We start from the raw sequence: 22850 nt of genomic DNA on the forward strand, positions 1-22850 counted from the left end.
ACGCGCAGGCCCTCGCACCCCGCGCCTTCCCCCAACACAAAGGACCCCCATGCTTGGCACGTTCCTGTCCACGTCCACTTCCCCGAAGCTTCGCAGGACCCTCACCGTCATTGGCGCAGCCGCCGCCGTCCCCATGGTTCTGGCGGGCTGCACTGACAATGCGAAAACCACGGCGGCCACGGATGGGCCGATCCAGGTCAGCAGTACCGCTAATGAATGCAAGGTCTCCACAGGCACTGCGCCCAGCGGCAACCTGACGTTTGCCGTGAAGAACGAAGGCACCGAGGTCACCGAGTTCTACCTGCTGGCCGAGGACGGTTTGCGGATCATCGGTGAAGTGGAGAACATCGGGCCTGGAATTACGCGGAACCTGGTGCTCACGGCTCCTGCAGGCAAGTACAACACCGCCTGCAAGCCGGGTATGCAGGGCGACGGCATCCGGGCTTCGTTCGAGGTCACGGAATCCGGAAACAAGCCAAGCGCAGATGCTGACTTCCAAAAGCTGCTTGAGACCGGCTCCCAGCAGTACGCCGCTTACGTCAAGGACCAAACGGAGCAACTCGTCACGGGCACCAAGGCCTTCGCAGACGCCTTCGCAGCCGGTGACGCCGCCAAGGCCCGTGAGCTCTATGCCGCGACCCGCATGCACTGGGAGCGGATCGAGCCCGTTGCCGAGTCGTTTGGCGATCTCGACCCCAAGCTGGATGCGCGCGAGGCCGATCTCGAGCCTGGCCAGGAGTGGACCGGCTGGCACCGCGCCGAGAAGGATTTGTTCCCGTCAGCGGACTACGCCGCCATGACGCCGGCCGAACGGACCGCGATTTCCACTCAGCTGGTTGCAGATACTGCGGACCTCGCAACGCGTACCCGCACGGTGGAGTTGACGGCAGACAAGCTGGGCAACGGCGCCAAGGAACTCCTCGATGAGGTTGCTACCGGTAAGGTGACGGGCGAGGAAGAGATCTGGTCCCACACCGACCTCTGGGATTTCCAGGCCAACGTGGACGGCGCCCGCATCGCCTTCCAGAGCCTGAAGCCGGCCTTGGAGCAAAAAGACGCCGAGCTTGCCAAGTCCCTGGACGAGAAGTTCACAGCCCTCCAGGTCCAACTTAAGAAGCACGCCAAGGGCGATGGCTTCTCCTACTACAACGAGTTGAGCCAGGATCAAATCCAGCAGCTCGCCGCGCTGGTCGATTCCTTGGGCGAACCGCTGTCCAAGCTCACCTCGGCCGTCGTGCTGTGAGCGGCTGCCCCTACGGGCACACCGGCGAAGCCCCCGAAACTCCAGGTGCCGGACAGCCACTGGATGTGAACGATTCCCCGCGCCCAGGCGAGGCGACCGGCGTCGTAGGTTCCGAAGCGACGTCCGACGGCGGTGCGTCAGCTACCGCTGGCACCTCCCGACTGTCCCGCCGCGGCCTCCTTTCCCTTGCCGGAGTGGGCGGCGCAGGCGCAGTGGCTGGCATCGCCGCCGGTTTCCTGGGCCACGACGTGGTCGCGGCCGGTGCTGCGTCGGCCGCGGAATCCGACACAGGGGATGCTGTTGTTCCCTTTTTCGGCGAGCACCAAGCTGGCATCACGACTCCGGCCCAGGACCGCCTTCACATGGCTGCCTTTGATGTCACCACCGAGGACCGGAAAGAGCTGATCAAGCTCCTGAAGGATTGGACCGCTGCGGCTGAGGCCATGACGGCAGGCCGCAGCACAGGCGCGACTGGCGCCGTCGATGGCCCTTACGACGCCCCGCCGGAAGACACCGGTGAAGCGCTGGACCTGGCCGCCGCACAATTGACGTTGACCTTCGGTTTCGGCGCAGGGCTGTTTGAGAAAAATGGCAAGGTGCGCTTTGGCTTGGACGGTCGCAGGCCCGAAGCCTTGATCGACCTCCCGCACTTCCCGGGCGACGACCTTCAAGCTGGCCGCACCGGTGGCGACATCGTGGTCCAGGCGTGCGCCGACGACCCCCAAGTGGCCGTCCACGCCATCCGTAACCTTGCGCGCATCGGCTTCGGAAAGGTGCGGGTTCGCTGGTCCCAATTAGGCTTTGGCCGCACGTCCTCCACGTCACGGGCGCAGGTGACGCCCCGCAACCTCTTCGGCTTCAAGGACGGCACCAACAACCTCAAGGTTGAGGACAACGCCCTCCTCGATGAGCATGTCTGGGTAGATTCCCCGGCTTCCTCGAAGGAAGAGTGGATGAGGGGCGGCAGCTATCTTGTGGCGCGCAGGATCCAGATGCACATCGAGATCTGGGACCGAACGTCCCTGCGCGAGCAGGAGGGCCTGATCGGCCGGACGAAGGGCGTGGGAGCGCCGCTGTCCGGTGGCGAAGAGTTCACGGCGCCCGATTTCAAGCTCGCTGGCCGCAATGGTGATCCACTCATCCCCTTGGACTCGCACGTCCGGCTGGCCCACCCCGACCAGAACGGGGGTGTGCGGATGCTTCGCCGCGGCTACAACTTCACGGATGGCTCAGACGGGCTCGGGCACTTGGACGCAGGGCTGTTCTTCATCGCGTTTGTCAAGGATCCCCGGACCCACTACGTTCCCATGCAGATGGCTCTGGCCAAGGGCGATACCTTATCCGTCGAATACCTGAAACATACCGGCTCGGGCCTTTTCGCCGTGCCTCCTGGGATCCAGCAGGGCGGCTTCATCGGCGAAGGACTTTTCGGCTGATTCCTCTATTACGTCGTGAACCCGCTATTCCGTTGTTGGCCCCCCACGGAATAGCGGGTTCACGACGTTTTAGGCCTTAGGAAAGCGGCGTCCTTAGGAAAGCGGCCGGCCGGCCATCCGCTCAAGCCTGGTGATGCGTTCCTTCATGGGCGGGTGTGTAGAGAACAGGCGCCGCATGCCACCGCCTCGGAACGGGTTCGCGATCATGAGGTGGGAAGCATTCACGAGCCTTTGATCCTGCGGGAGCGGAAGTTGGGAGACACCAGATTCGATCTTGCGCAGGGCTGAGGCGAGCGCCAGCGGATCGCCGGTCAGCGCGGCCCCGTCCTCATCGGCGTCGTACTCGCGGGTACGGGAGATCGCCATTTGGATCAGGGAGGCCGCGAACGGCGCCAGCAGGGCCATGGCGATCATCGCGATGGGGTTGGCGTTGCGCCGGTCCCCTCCGCCGAAGAACAACAACATCTGCCCCACGGACGTGATCACGCCCGCAACGGCGGCAGCTACGGACGACGTCAGGATGTCACGGTTGTACACGTGCATGAGCTCATGCCCCAGGACACCCCGGAGCTCGCGGGCATCAAGGACATGCAGGATTCCCTCGGTGCAGCAGACCGCGGCGTTCTTGGGACTGCGGCCGGTAGCGAAGGCGTTGGGCGTCATGGTGGGAGAGAGGTAAATCCGCGGCATGGGCTTGTTGGCCCGCACGGAAAGCTCCCGGACAATCTGGTACAGCTGTGGGGCTTGGGCTTCGGTGACGGGATAGGCGGCCATGGAGCGGATGGCGATCTTGTCGCTGTTCCAGTAGCCGTAGGCGGTGGTGGCTACCCCGATCAGGGCAAAGATCCAGATGGGCGTGGTGCTGCGCGTGCCGGCCCCGATAATGGCGCCCAAACCCAACAGCACCGCCCACAGCACACCGAAAAGTGCTGCGGTCTTGAGTCCATTGTTGTGTTTGTGCACGGTTGTTCTTTCACTTTCTTTGGCTCGTGAATGGTTGTGTACGGATTAACTCTGTAGCGATTAACGCCGACGGCGGTCGCCGTGTTCCGCAGCTGTCACGCCTGGGCTGGCGTCGACCTTTTGGGCCGGCGTCGACTCTTGTGCCAACACCGTCCTGCCTGCAACAATCCTGCTGGCTATGGCACCGGATGCTTCGCATCGTACGCGACGAAGCCCGGCTGCAGGCGCGAAGCCAGCCAGGCCAAGACAATGCAGACGATCCCGCCCATCAGCAGCACTCCGCCTTCGCTAACGAATTGCGTGACACCTCCAGCCAGCATGTCCCCCACTCGAGGGCCTCCTGCGACCACCACGATGAACACTCCCTGCAGTCGTCCGCGCAGGTGATCGGGCGTCGCGGACTGGAGGATGGTGGTCCGGAAGACCGCGCTGACAGAATCCGAAATCCCCGCCAGCGCACAACACAACGCCGCAGGAAGGAGCCAGGGCGTTACGCCCTCGCGGCCCGAATCTCCAGCCAGCAACACCACCACTCCAAAGGCTGCAATCGAGGCGCCCCATCCGACCACCGACCACACCACTGCGCTGCCTTGGCGCCTCACCCTGCCGAGGGGACCGGAAAACAGTCCGGCCAGGAAGGCGCCCACGGCGGTAGATGCCAGCAGCACGCCCACCGTTGTTTCACCGCCGCCAATCATGACTGCCCCAATTGCAGGCATCAGGGCACGGGGTTGGGCGCAGATCATGGCGATGAGGTCGATGATGAAGGTCATCCGGACATTGGGCCGCGTACCTAGGAACCGGAAGCCCTCCACTACGGAGCGAAGCCCGGGCCGGACGGCCTCCTTTGACGGTGGCAGCGGCGGGAGTTTGGCGAGGCCCCACAGGGCAAAGGTGAAACTGATGACATCGATCGTGTAAGTCCATCCGAAACCGATCGTGGCCACCAGCACGCCCGCCAGGAGCGGCCCGGCGGTCATGGACAGGCCGAACGTCAGCATGCTCAAGGCGTTCGCCGCCGGGAGCAGGTCCTTCCGGACAAGGAGCGGAATGATGGCGCTTCGGGCGGGACCATTGATGCCTTGTGCACCACTTTGGATGGCAACCAACGCGTAAAGGATCCAGATGTTGCCGATCTCCAGCCACGCCTGCAGTGCCAAACCGGCGGTGCTGGCCCAAAGCACCAGTGATGCGATCAGCGCTACTTTGCGGCGATCGTAGGCATCGGAGATAGAGCCGCCGTATAGTCCGGTGATGACCAGCGGAACCAGCGCGAAGATACCCAGAAGGCCTACATAGAAGCTCTCCTGGGTCAGACGGTAAACCTCCAGGCTGACGGCCACCAACGTGAGCTGGGTACCGATGGCAGCCACCGAAGCCCCAAGCCAAAGCCGCCGGAAGGCCACGCTCTCCTTGATCGGGGTGATGTCTGCCAGTAGTTTCGCCACCTAGCCACCCTAGCGACCCAAGCGAACCCCAGTGACGTCGTTGCCCGCTTCGCTTGAATAACGCGTCTCCCGCCGTAACGCGCTGGTTGGTAGGCTCACCCGGGGGAAGGAGTCCACATGGTCTTGTCGCGACGATTGCTGTTCCGCTCGGGCATCTGGGAAATTGCCAGGCCGCGCCACCCCCTGACGGCCGGCCATATTCTGATCCGCCTCTCGGACCCCTCCACGGAATTTACGGAATCCTCTGCGGCTGACTGGTTGTTCTGCCACAACCTCGCCCGGGCAGCATTGGACGACGTCCTTGGCGCGAAGCGGTTCGCGGTGACGTTCGCCCATCGGTGGCACCCGTTGGGTTCGGCTGTCGGCGAGCCGGTGGCTGAGTCTTCCACACCCACGTTCCACCTGTTCGCTCGTTGGGAGGCGGAAACCACGACGCCGGGACGCCAACTCGCGCTGCCGGCCCACCATCGCGTTCCCGAGCCTGAGGACAGCCTGGAAATCGTCGATGCGCGGATCCGGGATTCGCTGCGGCTTGGTGCCGCCAGCATCCCCAAAGCACCCACCGGGAAGGTGGGGTCCGCGCCTGTGGCCATGTCCGGCGTCGTGCCCGTCCCGATGCCTGTCCTGGTTCCCTTGGTCGCGACAATTGACGCAGGCCGCCATCACAGCGTGATTGAGCCCGCCAGCGGGGCGGCTGCGATTTCCAATGTCCTTCCCGGGGAACTCGTTGCCATGGGGAGCGCCTTGGATGCCCTGCCGTTGACCAGTGGACTCACTGGCTTTAGCTGTGTGGCTGTCGAGGGCGGGAATCCGGGTTCAGCCCTCCGCATCCACGCGGTGGGTCGATCTGCCGCGGAACAGGACAATCCGATGGTGGATTTGTTTAATTTGCCGGAAGTTAGCCGTGCCTTATTGTGAACTGCTCAAAATAAGTGGTTCAATGAGTGCATGACCGATCACACAGCCGACCAGGAAGCATGGGCCAGTGCCCTGCATGCCCACGGCAGGCGTGTGACCAAACAGCGGCTGGCAGTGCTGGCCGCGGTCCAGCACCATCCGCACTCCCCGGCAGAAGGCATCCTTGCTGCTGCCCGCAAAGAGCTCCCTGAACTGACGGCGCAGTCCGTTTACGTTGTGCTTAGCGACCTCACGGATTTGCAGATGCTGCGCCGCTTTGAACCCCCGCACTCCCCGGCGCTCTACGAAACCCGGGTGGGCGATAACCACCACCACGCCGTCTGCATCAGTTGCGGCCGCGTGGAAGACGTGGACTGCGCCGTGGGACACGCACCGTGCCTCACGCCGCACTGGGATGAAAATTCCAAGCCAATGACCATCCAGATCGCAGACGTCCTGTATCAGGGCATCTGCCAGGATTGCCAGGCAAAACAACAGCTCCCCAAACAAACGTCCGTAACTCAAAAATAAGAACAAGGAGAACAATGACTGCTATTTCAACAACCCAGTCAGGTGCCCCCGTTACTTCCGACGCGCACTCCAAGTCCGTCGGCGCCGACGGTGCCATCATCCTGACCGACCACTATCTGGTGGAAAAGCTTGCGCAGTTCAACCGCGAGCGGGTCCCGGAGCGTGTAGTGCACGCCAAGGGTGGCGGCGCTTTTGGTACGTTCAAGACCACCTCGGACGTATCGGCCTACACCAAGGCCGCGTTCCTGCAGCCGGGCGCCGAGACGGACATGCTGATCCGTTTCTCCTCCGTTGCAGGCGAGAATGGTTCTCCTGACACTTGGCGCGACCCCCGCGGTTTCGCCGTGAAGTTCTACACCTCCGAGGGCAACTACGACCTCGTGGGCAACAACACCCCGGTGTTCTTCATCCGCGACGGCATCAAGTTCCCGGACTTCATCCACTCCCAGAAGCGCCTCCCGGGTACCCACCTGCGTGACGCTGACATGCAGTGGGACTTCTGGACCCTCTCCCCCGAATCCGCACACCAGGTCACTTGGCTCATGGGCGACCGTGGCCTGCCGGCTTCGTGGCGTGAAATGCAGGGCTACGGCTCGCACACCTACCAGTGGATCAACGCCGCTGGTGAGCGTTTCTGGGTCAAGTACCACTTCAAGTCCAACCAGGGCGTCAAGACCATCACCGGTGACCAGGCTGAGCAGCTGGCAGGCTCGGATGCAGACTTCTACATCCGCGACCTCTCCGAGAACATCAAAGCCGGCAACTTCCCCTCCTGGGAACTGCACGTCCAGGTCATGCCTTACGAGGATGCCAAGACGTACCGCTTCAACCCGTTCGACCTCACCAAGGTCTGGCCGCACGCGGATTACCCGCTGATCCACGTGGGCACCATGGAGCTGAACAAGAACCCGGAGAACTACTTCGCGCAGATCGAGCAGGCCACCTTCGCGCCGTCGAACTTCGTACCGGGCATCGCTGCCTCACCGGACAAGATGCTGCAGGCCCGCATCTTCTCCTACGCCGATGCACACCGCTACCGCGTGGGTACCAACCACGCCCAGATCCCGGTGAACCAGCCCAAGAACCAGGTCAACAACTACAGCCAGGACGGCGCCGGACGTTACCTGTTCAACGCCCCCACCACCCCGGTCTACGCACCGAACTCCGTTGGTGGCCCGGCTGCTGTTGAGCCCACTTCACCGGCAGGTGGCTGGGAGAACGACGGCGAGCTCACACTCTCCGCGCACACCCTGCACTCCGAGGACAGCGACTTCGGCCAGGCCGGTACCCTGTACCGCGAGGTCTACGACGACGCTGCCAAGGCCCGCCTTCTGGACACCATCACCGGTGCCGTGGGCGGCGTGAAGAGCGCCGACATCAAGGAACGCGCCATCCAGTACTGGACCAACGTTGACGCCGAACTCGGCGCCAAGCTGCGCGCCAACCTCGGTGCAGGCCAGGCCTCCTCTGACGCCGAAGCAGCCAACAAGCTCTAAGCGTCCGGATCGGTAGGAATTACCGTCGAACACCCCGTTGCGGATCTCCGCAGCGGGGTGTTCTTCTTTGTTTTTCCACATAGGCAGGCCGGGCTCTGGCTGCGCTGGTGCCATGGTCCATAGGATCCTTCCATGAGCACATTCGAGGGAATTCCATCCGCAGCCTTCCGCTTCTACGAAGAACTGGAAGAGAACAACAACCGCGAGTGGTGGTTGGAGCACAAAGACATTTATGACGCCGCCGTCAAGGAGCCGCTGGTGGCACTCCTTTCAGAGCTGGAGCCTGAGTTCGGGCCGGCGAAGATCTTCCGGCCAAACAGGGACATCAGGTTCTCCCAGGACAAGTCGCCCTACAAGACGGCCCAGGGCGCCTTTGCAGCGTCACAGGAAGGCCTGGGGTTCTACCTCCAGGTCAGCGCCGATGGTCTGTTGATCGGCGGCGGCTGCCATTCATATACTCCCGCGCAATTGGCACGCTTCCGCGCCGCTGTGGACGCTCCTGAAAGTGGAGGGGAATTGCAGCAGATTGTGGATTCAGTTGCCGCAACTGGTTTCGCCATCCAAGGCGAGATGCTCAAGACCGTTCCGCGGGGCTTCGATAAAGATCATCCACGCGCCGAGCTCCTGAAGCACAAGTCCTTGTCGGCCGGGGTTGAGGTTGGTGAACCGGAATGGCTCTCCACGCCGTCAGCCAAACAGGAGATCGCTGATCGCTGGGAAGTGCTGAGGCCGCTTGTGGACTGGGTGGGGAAACACGCTGCGCCGTAGTCCCTGCCCCTTTCACGGTGTCCGGTCCCCAGTGCCCTGGGTTGACGGCCCAGGAACGCCAAAAGCGACTGGGTACACCAAAAGCGCCCGGGAATTGATTCTCCCGAGCGCTTCCGATGATAATTCGAGCCAGCTGTCTGACAGGCAGCTGGGATTGGTTTAGACCTTGGTAAAGGAGTCTTCGTCCTCGTCGCCCGTGACCGCAGTAGTTGCAGAACCGCCATTGACGGCTGCCTTGGCTGAGGCGAACTTCTCGTTGAGCCGCGAGTGGCGCTGCCCGTAAGAGAAGTAGATGACCATGCCGATAACCAGCCAGATCGCAAAGAAGATCCAGGTTTCGACCGCCAGGTTGGTCATGAGGTAGACGCACAGGATCGCGGACACCCAGGGCAAGACCTTGCCGAAGGGGACCCGGAACGCAGGCTTAAGGTCCGGGCGCTTCTTGCGCAGCACCAGGATGCCCAGGCTGACCATCACAAAGGCGGACAGGGTTCCAATGTTAATCATTTCCTCGAGGAGATCCACATTGGTCAATCCGGCCACCAGTGCAACTGCTGCGCCACAGATGATCTGCAGGCGTGCAGGGGTGGAGCGCTTCTCGCTGGTCTTGGACAGCGACCGCGGCAGCAGTCCGTCGCGGCTCATGGCCAACACCACACGGGAAAGGCCCATGAGCAGCACCATGATCACCGTGGTCAGGCCCACAAGGGACCCAAAAGCAATGACCTTGGCGGCGTCGTTGTTGCCCACGGCCTCGAAAGCTGTGGTCAGCGTGGGGTTCTTTTCCTCCGCCAGTTGGGTGTAGGAGACCATGCCGGTCAACGCGAGGGAGACCAGGATGTAGAGCAACGTCACCACAGCCAGGCCACCGAAGATGCCGCGTGGCAGTGTCTTCTGCGGATTCTTGACCTCTTCCGCGGAGGTTGCAACAACGTCAAACCCAATGAAGGCGAAGAACACCAGGGCAGCACCAGCGAAAATGCCCAAGGTGCCGTACTGGGCAGGAGCAGCACCGGTCAGGAAACCGAAGAAGGACTGCTTCATGACATCAGCGGCGCCTGTGCCCGTAGTCGGCTCCGAGGCAGGAATGAACGGTGTGTAGTTGGAGAATTTCACGTAGCTGAAGCCCACAACGATCACGAACAGCACTACTGCGATCTTGATCAAAGTGAAGATGTTGCCAACGCGGGCGGACAACTTCGTCCCCAGCACCAGCAGCACAGTGAAGATCGCGACAATGAGGAAGGCGCCCCAATAGAGGTCAACGCCGCCCAGGCTGAGCGACGGCGGAATGTCCAGGCCCATCAGGGCGAAGACTTTGCTGAGGTAGATGCCCCAGTACTTGGCGATCACCGCGGCAGCAGTAAAGAGTTCGAGGATGAGGTTCCATCCAATGATCCACGCGAGTACCTCGCCCATGGTGGCGTACGTGAACACGTAGGCCGAACCTGCCACGGGGATGGCCGTGGCAAATTCGGCATAGCACATGATGGCCAAGGCGCACGTGACGGCTGCGATGGCAAAGGAGATGGTGACGGCCGGGCCGGCAAAGTTTGCAGCAGCCTTGGCGCCAACGGAGAAGATACCGGCACCGACAGCGACGGCGACACCCATAATCATCAGGTCCCAGGTACTGAGGCTTCGCTTCAGCTTGCGCCCGGGCTCGTCGGCGTCGGCGATCGACTGCTCGATCGACTTGGTCCTGAAAATGTTCATAAAAATGCCACATTCTGGATGGGGGTGGTATAGGACTCATCAAGAATAGTGTCCGGTCAGTGGACGGCCATATTTATCCCAGATAGTGAGACGGGTCCCGACTCCGCGTTACTGATGTGACTGGTGTGACGGAGGCGAGTAGCCCCCGTCACACCACTAAACACCTGGGACGTCCCAGTCCATGATGGTGGAGCGGATCAGGAACCGCTTCCCCTCCGGGGACTCGACGGAGAAGCCGCTTCCTCGACCTGGGACCACGTCAACAGTGAGGTGTGTGTGGGACCAGTAGACGAATTGTTCCCTGGACATCCAAAACTCGAGAAGCTTTGGATCCTGGCCCGTTCCAGTTGCGAAGCCTGCACTGAGGTCGAACCTGCCGAGGAGGACATCCGAATCGCCTGTGAGGAACTCCCCCGCCGGGTAGCACATGGGAGCGGAGCCGTCGCAGCACCCACCGGATTGATGGAACATGAGCGGGCCATGCTGCTCCCAGAGCTTCCTCAAGAGTTCGACGGAGGCCGCGGTGAGCGCCACCCGGGAAAAGGTCTCCCCGGAGAGCGTCACCGCGGCTTCCAATACGGGGTGGTCCATCAGAACTTCAGAACCACTCGGCCATCGATCTTGGCGTGCTTCATCTCGTCAAAGACCGCGTTGACCTCGGACAGCTCGCGGGTGGAGACCGTTGGCTTGATCTTGCCTTGTGCGTAGAACTCCAACGCTTCCTCAAGATCCTGGCGGGTGCCCACAATCGATCCCCGGACAGTGAGTCCCTTAAGGACGATCTCGAAAATCGGCGCCGGGAAGTCACCCGGAGGAAGCCCGTTGAAGACGATGGTTCCGCCACGGCGGGCCATTCCGATTGCTTGCCCGAAGGCAGAGGGGTGCACCGCCGTCACCAGAACACCGTGGCAGCCGCCGGTTTCGCGCTGGATAACTTCTGCCGGATCCTCATGAAGTGCGTTGACCGTCAGCTCAGCGCCGTGTTCCCTGGCCAACGCCAGCTTGTCGTCGGCAATATCCACCGCGGCTACACGAAGTCCCATGGCCACCGCATACTGGACGGCAATGTGTCCCAATCCGCCGATTCCGGAGATCGTGACCCACTGGCCAGGCCTGGCTTCGGTCATCTTCAAGCCCTTGTAGACGGTGACTCCGGCGCACAATACCGGAGCAACCTCCACAGGATCCGAGCCCTGGGGGATGCGCGCCGCAAAACGCGTATCCACCAACATGTACTCGCCAAACGAGCCATCCACACTGTAGCCACCGTTCTGCTGGGACTCACACAGCGTTTCCCATCCAGTGCGGCAGTACTGGCAATCTCCGCATGCAGACCACAGCCAGGCGTTGCCAACAAGATCCCCGACGGCAACGTCCGTTACCCCTTCGCCCAGGGCCACCACTTCACCCACTCCCTCATGGCCGGGAATGAACGGAGGTGTTGGTTTGACCGGCCAGTCACCTTCGGCGGCGTGCAAGTCGGTATGACATACCCCCGACGTGATCAGGCGCACCAGCGCTTGGCCGGGACCCGGCGTCGGCCTTTCCACGTCCATGACCTTAAGGTCGGTTCCGAACTCAGTGACTACTGCTGCTTGCATGGTTGTCGACATTGACGATCTCCTTTGATCGATGAACAGGATGGGTTTAGAAGAAGCCGAGTTTGTTCTCGTTGTAGCTGACCAACAGGTTCTTGGTCTGCTGGTAGTGGTCCAGCATCATGGCGTGGTTTTCACGGCCAATGCCTGAGGACTTGTAGCCACCGAAGGCGGCACCGGCCGGGTAGGCGTGGTAGTTGTTGACCCACACGCGGCCGGCCTGGATTTCCCGGCCTGCGCGGTAAGCCACATTTCCGTTGCGCGACCAAACGCCGGCACCCAGGCCATACAGAGTGTCATTGGCGATGCCAATGGCGTCGTTGTAGTCGCTGAACCTAGTCACGGAGACCACAGGGCCGAAGATCTCCTCCTGGAAGATCCGCATCCTGTTGTGGCCTTCGAAAATCGTCGGCTGGACGTAGTAGCCGCCGGCAAAGTCACCGGAAAGCTCTGCCCGTGCGCCGCCCGTGAGGACCTTGGCGCCCTCCTGCTTTCCAATGTCGATGTAGGAGAGGATCTTTTCCAGTTGGTCGTTGGATGCCTGGGCACCGATCTGGGTTTCCGTGTCCAGAGGGTTGCCCTGGATGATCTTGTTGGTGCGGGCTACGACGTCAGCCATGAAGGAGTCGTAAATCCCCTCCTGGACCAAAGCACGCGACGGGCACGTGCAGACCTCGCCCTGGTTGAAGGCGAAGAGCGTGAAGCCCTCCTGTGCTTTGTCGTAGAAAGCGTCATTCTGGGCTGCGACGTCGTCGAAGAAAATGTTGGGGCTCTTGCCGCCAAGTTCCAACGTGACAGGGATGAGGTTGTTGGACGCGTACTGGCTGATAAGCCGGCCCGTGGTGGTCTCGCCCGTGAAGGCGATCTTGCGGATACGTGGGCTGGAAGCCAGCGGCTTTCCGGCTTCCACGCCGAAACCATTGACGACGTTCACTACACCCGCGGGCAGCAGGTCGCCGATCAATTCCATGAGGACGAGGATGGACGTCGGCGTCTGCTCGGCTGGTTTGAGCACGACGGCGTTACCGGCGGCAAGCGCGGGGGCCAGCTTCCACACGGCCATGAGGATGGGGAAGTTCCAGGGGATGATCTGGCCCACCACGCCCAGGGGTTCCTTGAAGTGGTAGGCGGTGGTGTCGTCATCGAGCTGCGAAAGGTGGCCCTCTTGGGCACGGACAGCGGAGGCGAAGTAGCGGAAGTGATCGGCCGCCAAGGGAATGTCCGCGTTGAGTGTCTCCCGGACGGGTTTGCCGTTGTCCCATGTCTCGGCAACCGCGAGCAGCTCTACGTTCTCGTCTATGCGGTCGGCGATCTTGTTCAGAATCGCGGCACGTTCCGTTGCTGAGGTCTTGCCCCATGAAGGCGCTACCTTGTGCGCGGCATCGAGGGCCAGTTCGATGTCCTCGGCCGTGCCACGGGCAACTTCGCAGAAAGCTTTGCCAGTGACGGGCGTGATGTTTTCGAAGTAGGCGCCCTTGACGGGAGCAACCCATTCCCCACCAATCCAGTTCTCGTACCGGTCCTTGAAGGTGACCTTCGAACCCTCGGCACCCGGCTGTGCATAAACGGTCATTGCTAGCTCCTTTGCTGCGAATCACGGTGGCTGTCGCCATTGATTCGAGCCTAGGAGCGGGCAGGTTGCAGCTACGTTGCAACCATGTGAGTCAGCTCACGCGGGTGGTTCAGGCGCGTGGTTCAGGCCGTCAGTTCCGTTTCGATCCGCTCAAGGTCAGCCACGACGGCGGCCCGCTTGGGTGAGCGCGGCGGCAGCAGCTTCAGGACGGCAAGGCGGAGTTCGACGTCGTATTTCGCCTCGGGCAGCTCAGCGTACTTCAAGAGCGAATCGACACTGCCGTCACTGAGCAGCGCTTCCCGCAACAGATGCGAAACCCGCTCACGCAACTGCACGACGCCGGGCGCCTCCGACCGCGGCAGGACGGCACCTTTGTAGATCTCCAACGCAATCCGATGGGCCCCGCGCTGCAGGCAATTGAGCACCTGGCCGGAATCGGGAAGCAACTCGACAGGCAAACGGTACGGCCGCGATTCGGGAACTGCCTCGGGGCTTAGCTCATGGAGAACCTTGCGCAGGCGCACCATTTCGGCCCGCAACGTCACAGCCGAGCCGTCTCCTGGGTATAGCTGGGCGCAGAGGTCATCCGCACTGAGGCCGGTCGGCTGACTGCAGAGGATAGCCAGGATTTCGCTGTGCCGGGCGGACAGGGAAACGGTCCGGCCATCAATGCTGAGAAGGGCCTGATCGCGGCCCAACAACTGCAGGCTATTCCGGTACAGAGTGTGGCTGGAAGCGGAAGCTGAGCTTCGGCGTCGTGGTTTGTCCCGGACGGCGGCGGCGAGCTGGAGACGTTCGATGCGCAACTGCGCCTGTGCGGCCGCAACCGTTGCTTCCACCAGGGAAACTGTGTGCGGGGCCACCGCGGTCTCCGTTCCAGTGATGTCCACAACGCCCAGCACGGCACCGGAATCGGGATCATGGAAGGGAACGGCGGTACAACTCCAGGGGTGAACTGATCTCTTGAAGTGCTCGGCACCGGAGATCTGGATGCTCCGATCCAGGGCCAGCGCCGTCCCGGGCGCGCTTGTACCCACTGAAGCTTCGGACCAATCTGCGCCCGCAACGAACATCATTCCTTCGGCCCTGCGCTGCATGACGGGATCGCCATCCACCCACAAAAGCCGCCCGACGTCGTCCCCCACCGCCACGAGCAACCCGCTGTCATGGCTGGGCTGGACCAGGAGCTTCCTGATGACGGGCATGATCGCGGCCAGCGGGTGTTGCCGGCGGTAGTCCTCCAGTTCGTCACGGTCCATCGCGAGCGGCGCTTCGGGAACATCGGGATTGGCCAGCAGGCTGGCCGATCGTTGCCAGGATTCGCGCACCAACCGCCGGAGGCCGGAGATTTCCTCCGGAGTCCCGGCCCGCAGCATGTCCAGTTGCTCGTGGCTTCCCAGGTTTTCATGGGCCGCCAGGGCGCGCTTCTGCAGCAGCCTTCCGGCTTCGCTGCCCGGAACAGGCGAATGGACTGGATTCCTCATCGAACTCCCTCGTAGTCCGCAATGACAGCGCGATGTGCATGTGCTGGCGGCACGGTACCCGAAAGTCTAGTTCCAGGAATGGAGTTTGTGTACAGCTCACGCCTCTTGCCAAGCCTGTTGAGGGCGTTAGCGTACACAAACCCAAGGCTTAGCCGCGGGAAATCTGGATCATTTCCTCACGCGGGACTACCTTGATGCGCTCCCGGATCACGCCATTGCCGTTGCCGGATTCGGACTCCGACTTGGACCACGCGGCGCCGAGGGCAGCCTCGTGCGCATCCAGCCGGTTCCACCCCTCCCAAGTGGTGTATTCGATGCCGCGTTCCTCAAGGAGATCGATGATGGCCTGCGGATCCGGGTTCTCTGCTGGAGGCAACGTGAGCCGGTCTTCCAGGAGGCAGCCGATGGTCTCCAGGGCATCGCCCTTGGTATGACCGATCAGGCCTACAGGTCCACGCTTGATCCAGCCGGTGGCGTAGATTCCCGGCACGGGCTTGCCGTCGGCATCCAGGACGCGACCGCCGTCGTTCGGTATGACACCGCGGCGGGCGTCGTACGGCAACTCCTCAAGCGGCGAGCCGTGGTAACCGATCGCGCGGTATACGGACTGCACCGGGTACTCCACGAATTCACCGGTGCCCTTGACGTTGCCGGTTCCGTCCAGCTGCATGCGCTCGAACTTGATGCCGGAAACCTTGCCGGGAGTTTCCGGCGAGTCCAGGATTTCCACCGGGCTGTGCAGGAAGTGCAAGTGCAGACGGCGCGAGGATGGCTGCTCGGATTCCGCGTGTTCCTCCACCAGCCAGTTGGTCATCGTGTTGACCATGGTCTTGATCTGGTTATTGGTCCGGATTGCCTCATCGGAGGCTTCATCAAACTCGAAGTCCTCCGGGTACAGCACAATGTCTACGTCATTGCAGTGGGACAGCTCCCGCAATTCCAGCGGAGTGAACTTCACCTGTGCGGGACCGCGGCGTCCAAACACGTGGACGTCGGTAACGGGCGATTTCTTCAACCCCTCGTACACGTTTTCCGGGATCTCGGTGACCAGCAGTTCATCGGGGTGCTTGACCAGCATGCGAGCAACATCAAGGGCAACGTTGCCATTGCCGATGACCGCAATCTCCTTGGCATCCAATGGCCAATCGCGGGGAACGTCCGGGTGTCCGTCGTACCAGGAAACAAAATCGGCTCCGCCGAAGGAACCGTCCAACCCGATGCCGGGGATGTTGAGGTCCGCGTCCTTGATGGCACCCGTGGAGAAGATAACGGCGTCATAGAAAGCTCGGAAATCGTGAAGGGTCAGGTCCCGGCCGTAGGTCACGTTGCCAAGGAAGCGGATGTCGCCGCGGTCCAACACCTTGTGCAGGGCGTTGACGATGCCCTTGATGCGGGGATGATCCGGCGCCACACCGTAGCGGATCAGCCCGTAGGGCGCAGGGTACGCCTCAAAGAGATCGATGCTGACCTCCACGTCCCCGTCCTTGACCTCATTGGACTTGGTCAAGATGTCGGCGGCGTACACGCCGGCGGGACCGGCGCCCACGATGGCGACGCGAAGCGGACGTTTGGGGGTGGTGGCGGCTGAGTTGGACACCGTAAGCCCTTCCGAAGCAGTAAGCCACGCCGTTGTTGGGGCGCGCAGATTCCAATTCTAGATGTCCACTCTGCACCCGGCGTCCTATATGGCGGGAGTCACACGAAATCAGGTGATTGGTGCCAACATTTCGGAATATTGCGACCCCTTTTGGTGTTGGCGACATTGTGTCGACACCCGAGCAGATCACCGCAAACTCGTCCACTTCCAACCAGCCCCCGACTGCGAGTGCGTCCAGCAGTGAACTTAACGGCGGTACGTCTGGGGGCAGGACCTCTGGCGGCGGGACCCGACGGAAGCCGGTCTGGAGCGAGTCGACGGCGGGAATCCTCTTTGGGATTGGCGCATACAGTTTATGGGGACTGCTTCCGCTGTACTTCCTCGCGCTTCAACCGGCGGGCGCCATCGAAATCGTCGCCAACCGCGTCGTTTGGTCACTGATCTTCTGTGCGTTGCTGATCACGGTCACGCGGGCCTGGCGTGTCTTTGGCGCAGCCGTGAAGGACCGCTCAGTCTTTGGGCCGCTGGCCTTGGCAGCCGGACTGATAGCCATCAACTGGCTCACCTACACCTTCGGCGTCACTACAGGGCACGCCGTTGAAACGTCCCTTGGATACTTCATCAACCCATTGGTATCGGTCCTGCTCGGCGTATTCGTCCTCAAGGAGAAGTTGCGGCCGCTCCAATGGGCAGCAGTCGGCATCGGCTTCATCGCAGTGGGCGTCCTGACCTTTTCCTACGGCCAGCTTCCCTGGATCGCGCTAATCCTGGCCTTCAGCTTCGGCCTCTACGGGTTCGTTAAGAAGCGCGTTGGGCCCAAGGTTGATGCGCTCACCAGCCTCTCCGTGGAAACAGTGGTGCTGGCCCCCTTTGCGGCCGCCACCATGGTTGTCCTGGGCGTGAGCGGCGTTGCAACACTCACCGCACTTGGGCCTGGGCATTTCTGGTTGCTTCTGGCATCCGGCGTCATCACCGCTGTGCCGCTGCTCTTCTTCGGCGCCTCGGCCCGTCGCCTGCCCATGACCACCATCGGTCTTCTCCAATATTTCGCACCGATTCTCCAGTTCATCGTGGCGCTGGCCGTCTTCAACGAGACCATGACCACTGCCCGCTGGATCGGATTCTGCGTGGTGTGGCTCGCCCTGCTGGTGCTCACGGTGGACATGCTGCGCACAGCGAAGAAGAACTCGTCGCTGAAGAAGAAGGCCCGGATCGCGGCCGCTGCGGGAGCTTAGCCCCGGCTGAACCGACGTCGTGCGTGGCTGACGGTCCACCCGAGGACGCGGGAACAGTGCCAGAACGTATGGAAACCTCCAGCGAATAGGACGTGTTCCCGCGAACTCGGCGTGCACCGACGTCGTGCGTTCGGCTGGTCCACGCGAGGACGCGGGAACAGTGCCAGAACGCCGGGCAGCTCCGGCGAACGGGACGCGCTCCGGCGTAGTCGGCGGTCACCGGCGAACTCGGTGCGCACCGCCGTCGTGCGTTCGGCTGATCCACGCGAGGACGCGGGAACAGTGCCGGAACGTATGTAAACCTCCAGCGAATAGGACGTGTTCCGGCGAACTCGGCACGCCGCCCGTTAACGCACAAGGAGGGCCGGCGAAACCCCGGCCCTCCTTGGATCTAGCGGAGAGAGTTACGCATTGGCCTTGATGGCTGCAGCGAGAACCTCGAGGCCGTCGATGAGCAGCTCATCGCTGATCACGAGCGGCGGAAGCAGGCGGATCACGTTGCCGTAGGTGCCACAGGTCAGGATGATGACGCCTTCCTGGAGGCAAGCGGCAGCAACGGCCTTGGTGAGCTCAGCGTTGGGTTCCTTGGAACCGGACTGTACGAGCTCGATGGCCAGCATGGCGCCACGGCCGCGGATGTCGCCAATGACGGAACCCCCGCCTGCGGAAAGCTCGGCGGCCAGTTCGCGCAGCTTGCCCAGGGCGAGCTCTTCGATGTGGCGGGCACGGCCGTTGAGGTCGTGCTGTTCCATGGTGTCGATCGCAGCGAGGGCGGCTGCGCAGGCAACCGGGTTGCCACCGTAGGTGCCGCCGAGGCCGCCCGGGTGAACGGCGTCGAGCAGGTCGGCGCGGCCGGTGATCGCGGACAGCGGGAGGCCGCCTGCGATGCCCTTGGCCATGGTGATGATGTCCGGGACAACACCTTCGTGGTCAACGGCGAACCATTCGCCCGTGCGGCAGAAACCGGACTGGACCTCGTCAGCGATGAAGACGATGCCCTTATCCTTGGCCCATGCCGACAGAGCCGGCAGGAATCCTTCGGCCGGGACGATGAAGCCACCCTCGCCCTGGATGGGCTCGATGATGATGGCTGCAACCTGGTCGCCACCGATCTGCTTCTCGATCATGGTGATAGCGCGCTTGGCGGCCTCGGCACCGGTGATCTCCGGGTTCTCCTCACGGAACGGGTAGCTCATGGGCATGCGGTAGACCTCGGGCGCGAACGGGCCGAAGTTGGTCTTGTACGGCATGGCCTTGGCGGTGAGTGCCATGGTCAGGTTGGTGCGGCCGTGGTACGCGTGGTCGAAAGCTACGACGGCATCGCGGCCGGTAGCCAGACGTGCAACCTTGACGGCGTTCTCCACGGCTTCAGCGCCGGAGTTGAACAGCACGGTGCGCTTGGCGTGGTCGCCCGGCGTGAGCCGGTTGAGCTGCTCGGCCACAGCTACGTAACCCTCGTACGGGGTCACCATGAAGCAGGTGTGCGTGAAGTGCGCAGCAGCCTCCTGGACAGCGGCGACGACGGCAGGATCGGACGCGCCGACGCTGGTCACGGCGATGCCGGAGCCGAGGTCAATGAAGGAGTTGCCGTCGACGTCGCGGATGATGCCGCCGTCGGCGTCTTCAACGTAAACGGGAACGCCGGAGGCGACGCCGGCAGCAACGACGGCGGAGCGGCGCTCGGCCAGTGCCTGCGACTTAGGGCCGGGGAACGCGCCGTTGATGTTGCGCTTCTGCTCAATGCGGTACGAGAGTTCGTTCGCGGTAGTGGTCATGGGGTGGTTGCCTTTCTGGGAAGCTCTGGTGAAGGTACGGGTTACGCGACTGAGTTATGCATCTAATGCACTCATCACGTGCTTGATGCGCGTGTAATCCTCAACGCCGTACATGGAGAGGTCCTTGCCGTAGCCGGACTGCTTGAAGCCGCCGTGGGGCATCTCTGCCGTCAGGAGGATGTGGGTGTTGATCCAAACCGCACCGAAGTCCAGGTCGCGGCTCATGCGCATGGCCGTGCCGTGGTCGGTGGTCCAGACGCTGGAAGCCAGGGCATATTCGACGTCGTTGGCCAGCTCGAGCGCTTCGGCTTCGGTGCTGAACTTCTGGACGGTGATGACCGGGCCGAAGGTTTCCTTCTGCACGATGTCGTCGGTCTGCTTGGCACCGGAGATGATGGTGGGCTCGAAGAAGAAGCCCTTCTCGCCTGCGCGGTGGCCGCCGGTTTCGATCTTGCAGTTGGCCGGGAGGTGCTCCACCACTGAGGTGACGGCGTTGAAGTGGTTCACGTTATTGAGCGGGCCGAAGTAGTTCTCTTCGTCGTTCTGCGAGCCTGTGTGCAGGGTCTTGGTGTGCTCCACCATTGCCGCCACAACATCATCGTGGACGGAGTCTTCCACCAACACGCGCGTGATGGCGGTGCAGTCCTGGCCGGCGTTGAAGAAGGCGAACTCGGCGATGGCCGCTGCGCTCTTCTTGATGTCGGCATCCTTGAAGACAATGGCCGGAGCCTTGCCGCCGAGTTCCAGGTGGGCACGCTTGAGGCCCTTGGCTGCGCCGCTGGCCACCGCGATGCCGGCGCGAACGGAACCGGTGATGGACACCAGGCCGGGAACTTTGTGGTCAACCATCATCGCGCCGGTTTCGCCGGTGCCGAGCACAACGTTGAGCACGCCGGCGGGGAAGATCTCGCCGGCGAGGCGAGCCAGCACCAACGTGGACTCCGGGGTGGTGTCCGAGGGCTTGAGAACAACGGTGTTGCCGGCTGCAAGGGCGGGGCCGATCTTCCAGATGGCCATCAGGAACGGGTAGTTCCACGGGGCAACTTGGGCCACGACGCCGATCGGTTCGCGGCGCACGTAGGAGGTGTGGCCCTCAAAGTACTCCCCGGCGGACTTGCCTTCCATGATGCGTGCTGCACCGGCGAAGAAGCGAAGCTGGTCTGCGCCCGCGGCAACTTCCTCGGAAGCGATCAGGGACCGCACCTGGCCGGTGTTGCGGTGCTGGGCGTCAACGAGTTCGTCGCTGTTGGCCTCCACGGCGTCGGCGAGTTTGAGCAGCATGAGCTGGCGCTGGCCCGGCGTAACGTGCTTCCACGTCTTGAAGGCTTCTTTGGCTGCGGTCATGGCGGCGTCAACATCGGCCTGCACCGAAATCGGCGACTTGGCAACGATCTCCCCGTTGGTGGGGTTCACGATGTCCAAGAGACCCGTACCTGCCGGCGTAACGAATTCGCCGTTGATGAAGTTCTGCAAGGTTTGAACCACGGTGTGCAACCCTCTTTCGGTGTCTGGGGCATGGGTTTTAGCTGATCAGAGCCTATGCCAGCGAAGGGGTCCACGGAATAGTCAGCTGCACACACCGGCATACCCTCCTTAGTGCGCTTGACCAGCGCCGGGTTACGCTTGTAACCATGGCAATGTCCCTCTCTTCGCTCGTCGCTGTCCCATCCTTGAAGCTCCGTAAAACAGGTAGCGCGGAAACAACCTGGAACCAGGACATCAGTTGGGTGGCCGTGACGGAGTTGGAGGATCCCCAGCGCTTCCTCAGCGGCGGGGAATTGGTGCTTACCACGGGCCTGCGCCTGAAGAGCGCCGCAGACCAGCGCCGATTCGTCCGGCAGGTCCAGCGTGCGGGTGCGGTGGGCATCGGTTTCGGCATCGGCCTCACCCACGAATCCGTTCCTGAGGCGCTCATCGCCGAAGCCAACCGTTGGGGCTTGCCCTTGGTTGAAGTACCCTACGAGATTCCCTTCATCGCTATCGGAAAGCTCGTTGCCGAGTCGCATTCAGCTGACCACTATTCAAACTTGGAACGGCTCCTGGCCGGGCACCAGATCCTGGCCCGGTCGCTCCTTACTGGCGGCGGCCTGGGCGAGCTCCTGAAACAGTTGGGCAGCATGCTGCGCACCGATGTTGTGCTCACCCAGTTCAGCGCGCAGCTTTACAACAGCGTTCCCGGGAAACCGGCGCCGACGGCGGATGGCTGGGCTTCGTACCCGATTCCCACCGGCCGCAGGGACGCCTGCACACTGTGGTTGCGGCAGCCGTTCGTGGACTCGGGGATCGTCAGCTACGCGCAGAACCTCATCAGTGTTGAGCTGAACAACATGGTCAAGCAGCGCCAGGCCCAGCGCGCGATGGCCGGGCAGGTGCTGGACGACGTCATCCACGGAACCTTGGAAACCATAGAGGCCGCCCGCCGTTTGGCAGGCGTTGGAATCAACAGCACCCGGAAGAACGTGGTGCTCGTGGCAGAGTCCACGGCACACCACAAACAACTGATCAGCATCTCCCTGCCCCAGGCGCTGGAAGCCGGCGTTAGCGCCGTCGTCGGGAAGGATCTTGTCACCGTCGTCACCGACGATGGCAGCTCCGCGACGGCCTTGGCCAAGAGCCTGAGCGATCACCTGCAGGAGGCCGGGATCCATGCCGTGATCGGAATCGGCGGCGCTTATACGAAGCCGAACGGCCTGCGCTGGAGCTACTTTGAAGCCCGCGACGCCGTGGCGCACGGCTTACCCGTCAACGAGCCCGAGCGGCTGAGCCTGACATCCCTCCTGCTGGCGAGCGAGGATGTTCCCTTGGCCGACATGGCCAGCGAATCGCTCACGCCGTTGAGGAAGTTCGACGCCGCCCATGGCTCTGAACTGGTAGCTACACTGGAGAGCTACCTGAACCACAACGGTTCCGTCGCCGCCGTCGCCGAATCCCTGACCCTGCACCGCAACACCGTGCGGTACCGGCTGGCCCAGATCACCGAACTGACTGGCTACGACCCGTCGCAAACCCAGGATCGTGTGCAGCTTTGGCTCGCCTTGGCGGTGCAGCGTCTGGGTTCGCGCAATCCGCGGTAGGCCCTGCGAGCTCGTA

Annotated in this window: 18 protein-coding genes; 8 read left to right on the plus strand and 10 right to left on the minus strand. The window is 62.5% G+C overall.

The window, feature by feature from the left end; genetic code table 11:
- Positions 1 to 49 precede the first annotated feature (49 nt).
- Both efeO and efeB read left to right on the plus strand, forming a co-directional pair.
- The gene (gene efeO / locus AB4Z15_RS05655) at positions 50 to 1243 is read left to right on the plus strand and encodes an iron uptake system protein EfeO (RefSeq protein WP_442016457.1); all 1194 of its coding nucleotides are present in this window, start codon (positions 50 to 52) and stop codon (positions 1241 to 1243) included.
- Between the two features lie 65 nt (positions 1244 to 1308).
- Positions 1309 to 2679 carry an iron uptake transporter deferrochelatase/peroxidase subunit gene (gene efeB / locus AB4Z15_RS05660; protein ID WP_442016458.1) on the plus strand — a complete coding sequence of 457 codons (1371 nt, stop codon included), beginning with the start codon at positions 1309 to 1311 and terminating at the stop codon, positions 2677 to 2679.
- A 93-nt stretch (positions 2680 to 2772) separates the two neighbouring features.
- Here efeB and htpX read toward each other — a convergent pair whose 3' ends face one another.
- Both htpX and AB4Z15_RS05670 read right to left on the minus strand, forming a co-directional pair.
- Positions 2773 to 3642, minus strand: a complete 870-nt coding sequence (htpX, locus tag AB4Z15_RS05665) for a zinc metalloprotease HtpX (RefSeq protein WP_442016459.1) — start codon at positions 3640 to 3642, stop codon at positions 2773 to 2775.
- A 176-nt stretch (positions 3643 to 3818) separates the two neighbouring features.
- On the minus strand, positions 3819 to 5090 hold the full coding sequence (locus AB4Z15_RS05670) for an MFS transporter (RefSeq protein ID WP_442016460.1): 1272 nt from the start codon (positions 5088 to 5090) through the stop codon (positions 3819 to 3821).
- A 117-nt stretch (positions 5091 to 5207) separates the two neighbouring features.
- Here AB4Z15_RS05670 and AB4Z15_RS05675 point away from each other — a divergent pair, with 117 nt between their 5' ends.
- The 4 genes from AB4Z15_RS05675 to AB4Z15_RS05690 all read left to right on the plus strand — a co-directional run bounded on the left by AB4Z15_RS05675 (position 5208) and on the right by AB4Z15_RS05690 (position 8782).
- Positions 5208 to 6008 carry a hypothetical protein gene (locus tag AB4Z15_RS05675; RefSeq protein ID WP_442016461.1) on the plus strand — a complete coding sequence of 267 codons (801 nt, stop codon included), beginning with the start codon at positions 5208 to 5210 and terminating at the stop codon, positions 6006 to 6008.
- Between the two features lie 30 nt (positions 6009 to 6038).
- Positions 6039 to 6518, plus strand: coding sequence for a Fur family transcriptional regulator (locus AB4Z15_RS05680; protein WP_224088431.1), 480 nt, complete (start codon positions 6039 to 6041; stop codon positions 6516 to 6518).
- A 14-nt stretch (positions 6519 to 6532) separates the two neighbouring features.
- Positions 6533 to 8014, plus strand: a complete 1482-nt coding sequence (locus AB4Z15_RS05685) for a catalase (RefSeq protein ID WP_442016462.1) — start codon at positions 6533 to 6535, stop codon at positions 8012 to 8014.
- Between the two features lie 132 nt (positions 8015 to 8146).
- Positions 8147 to 8782 carry a DUF2461 domain-containing protein gene (locus tag AB4Z15_RS05690; RefSeq protein ID WP_442016463.1) on the plus strand — a complete coding sequence of 212 codons (636 nt, stop codon included), beginning with the start codon at positions 8147 to 8149 and terminating at the stop codon, positions 8780 to 8782.
- A 159-nt stretch (positions 8783 to 8941) separates the two neighbouring features.
- On the opposite strand, the gene AB4Z15_RS05695 is transcribed toward AB4Z15_RS05690, so the two are convergent.
- The 6 genes from AB4Z15_RS05695 to AB4Z15_RS05720 all read right to left on the minus strand — a co-directional run bounded on the left by AB4Z15_RS05695 (position 8942) and on the right by AB4Z15_RS05720 (position 16750).
- Positions 8942 to 10498 (minus strand): amino acid permease, encoded by a 1557-nt coding sequence (locus tag AB4Z15_RS05695; RefSeq protein ID WP_442016464.1) that lies wholly within the window; start codon positions 10496 to 10498, stop codon positions 8942 to 8944.
- 156 nt (positions 10499 to 10654) lie between these two features.
- Positions 10655 to 11089: a DUF779 domain-containing protein gene (locus AB4Z15_RS05700; protein ID WP_442016465.1), complete on the minus strand. Its 435-nt coding sequence runs from the start codon at positions 11087 to 11089 to the stop codon at positions 10655 to 10657.
- Positions 11089 to 12111: an alcohol dehydrogenase AdhP gene (adhP, locus tag AB4Z15_RS05705; protein WP_442016466.1), complete on the minus strand. Its 1023-nt coding sequence runs from the start codon at positions 12109 to 12111 to the stop codon at positions 11089 to 11091. The genes AB4Z15_RS05700 and adhP overlap by 1 nt, the downstream gene beginning before the upstream one ends.
- Before the next feature lie 34 nt (positions 12112 to 12145).
- A complete protein-coding gene (gene exaC / locus AB4Z15_RS05710; RefSeq protein ID WP_442016467.1) occupies positions 12146 to 13669 on the minus strand; it encodes an acetaldehyde dehydrogenase ExaC in 1524 nt (507 codons plus the stop codon).
- 122 nt (positions 13670 to 13791) lie between these two features.
- On the minus strand, positions 13792 to 15153 hold the full coding sequence (locus tag AB4Z15_RS05715) for a GAF domain-containing protein (protein WP_442016468.1): 1362 nt from the start codon (positions 15151 to 15153) through the stop codon (positions 13792 to 13794).
- 148 nt (positions 15154 to 15301) lie between these two features.
- A complete protein-coding gene (locus tag AB4Z15_RS05720) occupies positions 15302 to 16750 on the minus strand; it encodes an FAD-dependent oxidoreductase (protein WP_442016469.1) in 1449 nt (482 codons plus the stop codon).
- Positions 16751 to 16917: 167 nt separating this feature from the next.
- Between AB4Z15_RS05720 and rarD the strand changes: the two genes are divergently transcribed.
- The gene (gene rarD / locus AB4Z15_RS05725; protein WP_442016470.1) at positions 16918 to 17985 is read left to right on the plus strand and encodes an EamA family transporter RarD; all 1068 of its coding nucleotides are present in this window, start codon (positions 16918 to 16920) and stop codon (positions 17983 to 17985) included.
- 404 nt (positions 17986 to 18389) lie between these two features.
- Here the strand turns inward: rarD and gabT are convergent, their stop codons facing one another.
- Positions 18390 to 19760 carry a 4-aminobutyrate--2-oxoglutarate transaminase gene (gabT, locus tag AB4Z15_RS05730; protein WP_442016471.1) on the minus strand — a complete coding sequence of 457 codons (1371 nt, stop codon included), beginning with the start codon at positions 19758 to 19760 and terminating at the stop codon, positions 18390 to 18392.
- A 54-nt stretch (positions 19761 to 19814) separates the two neighbouring features.
- A complete protein-coding gene (locus tag AB4Z15_RS05735; RefSeq protein WP_431116058.1) occupies positions 19815 to 21245 on the minus strand; it encodes a gamma-aminobutyraldehyde dehydrogenase in 1431 nt (476 codons plus the stop codon).
- A 146-nt stretch (positions 21246 to 21391) separates the two neighbouring features.
- Here AB4Z15_RS05735 and AB4Z15_RS05740 point away from each other — a divergent pair, with 146 nt between their 5' ends.
- Complete coding sequence (locus tag AB4Z15_RS05740; protein WP_442016472.1) at positions 21392 to 22834, plus strand: PucR family transcriptional regulator; 1443 nt, start codon at positions 21392 to 21394, stop codon at positions 22832 to 22834.
- The last annotated feature ends 16 nt before the right edge of the window (positions 22835 to 22850 follow it).

Origin of the sequence: Paenarthrobacter sp. 2TAF44 (genome assembly GCF_052114885.1) — a bacterium.
Lineage (GTDB): Bacteria > Actinomycetota > Actinomycetes > Actinomycetales > Micrococcaceae > Arthrobacter.